The following is a 1,764-nucleotide window of genomic DNA, read 5'->3' on the forward strand; positions in this document are numbered from 1 at the left end:
CAGCAATGACGCACCCGTGCTCGATTTCGCGACCGGCAACGAGGCCGGCGCGGTGCAGGAAGACACCACGCTCAGCGTCAGTGGCCAGTTCAGCTCGACCGACATCGATCACGATGCCACGACCAGTTGGAGCATCCATGGCTCGTCAACCGGCACCTACGGCTCAATCGCCGTGGACAACACCGGCCAGTGGACCTACACGCTGGCCAACGGCACCAATGGTGTCGCCAGTGCGGTGCAGGCGCTGAAGGCGGGCGAGAGTCACAACGACGTGTTCAGCGTGCAGGTCAGCGATGGCCTCGGTGGCGTCGACACCCAGTTGGTGACCATCACCGTCACCGGCAGCAATGACGCACCCGTGCTCGATTTCGCGACCGGCAACGAGGCCGGCGCGGTGCAGGAAGACACCACGCTCAGCGTGAGTGGCCAGTTCAGCTCGGCCGACATCGATCACGATGCCACGGCGACCTGGAGCATCAATGGCTCGCCAACCGGGACCTACGGCTCGATCGCGGTCGACAGCAGCGGCCAGTGGACGTACACGCTGGCCAATGGCACCAATGGTGTAGCCAGTGCGGTGCAGTCACTGAAGGCGGGCGAGAGTCACGATGACGTGTTTACGGTGCAAGTCAGCGACGGCCTGGGTGGCGTCGACACCCAGTTGGTGACCATCACCATTACCGGTACCAACGACGCGCCAACGGTGACGGCGGCAGAAGTTGAAAGCGGTGCAGTGAGCGAAGACGGCACCACGGTGGCCAACGGCAGCTTTGCCTTCGGCGACGTGGACCTGGCCGATCACGCGCATATGGTCAGTGTGAGCGCGCCGTCCGGTGTGCTGGGTACGCTGGTGGCCAATGTCAGCGACGAGAGCACGAACGACGCGGCGGGCAGCGTGGGCTGGACCTATACGCTGAACAACAGCGCGGCGCAGTACCTGGCTGCGGGCCAGACCAAGACCGAAGTGTTCACCGTGACGCTGACCGACGACGTCGGGGCGACGGTGACCAAGGCCGTGACGATCACCATTACCGGCAGCAATGATGCGCCCGTGCTCGGTTTTGAAACGGGCAACGATGCCGGCGCGGTGCAGGAAGACACCACGCTCAGCGTCAGTGGCCAGTTCAGCTCGGCCGACATCGATCACGATGCCACGACCAGTTGGAGCATCAATGGCGCGTCAACCGGCACCTACGGCTCAATCGCCGTGGACAACACCGGCCAGTGGACTTACACGCTGGCCAATGGCACCGATGGTGTTGCCAGTGCGGTGCAGGCATTGAAGGCGGGCGAGAGTCACGATGACGTGTTTACGGTGCAAGTCAGCGACGGCCTGGGTGGCGTGGACACGCAACTGGTGACCGTCACCATTACCGGCAGCAATGACGCGCCGGTGCTCAGCTTCGCGACCGGCAACGAGGTCGGCGCGGTGCAGGAAGACACCACGCTCAGCGTCAGCGGCCAGTTCAGCTCGGCCGACATCGATCACGATGCCACGGCCACTTGGAGTATTGCCGGGTCAAATACCGGCACCTTTGGCTCGATCGCCGTGGACAACAGCGGCCAGTGGACCTACACGCTGGCCAACGGCACCGATGGTGTCGCCAGTGCGGTGCAGGCGTTGAAGGCGGGCGAGAGTCACGATGACGTGTTTACGGTGCAGGTCAGCGACGGCCTGGGTGGCGTCGACACGCAACTGGTGACCGTCACCATTACCGGCAGCAATGACGCGCCGGTGCTCAGCTTCGCGACCGGCAACGAGGT

The 1,764-nt window shown here is 64.1% G+C and carries 1 protein-coding gene and 1 pseudogene; both read left to right on the forward strand.

Translation table 11 applies throughout. The annotated features are described in order from the left end of the window. Positions 1-52: 52 nt before the first annotated feature. A pseudogene (locus AC07XF_RS28920) lies at positions 53-688 on the forward strand (VCBS domain-containing protein); the annotation flags it as partial. A gap of 120 nt (positions 689-808) precedes the next feature. Continuing rightward, positions 809-1,764 (forward strand): VCBS domain-containing protein (locus AC07XF_RS28925; RefSeq protein ID WP_495029243.1); only part of this gene is annotated, 956 nt, incomplete at its 3' end.

The sequence above is a fragment of the Pseudomonas sp. GW821-FHT01C01 genome, assembly GCF_059422645.1.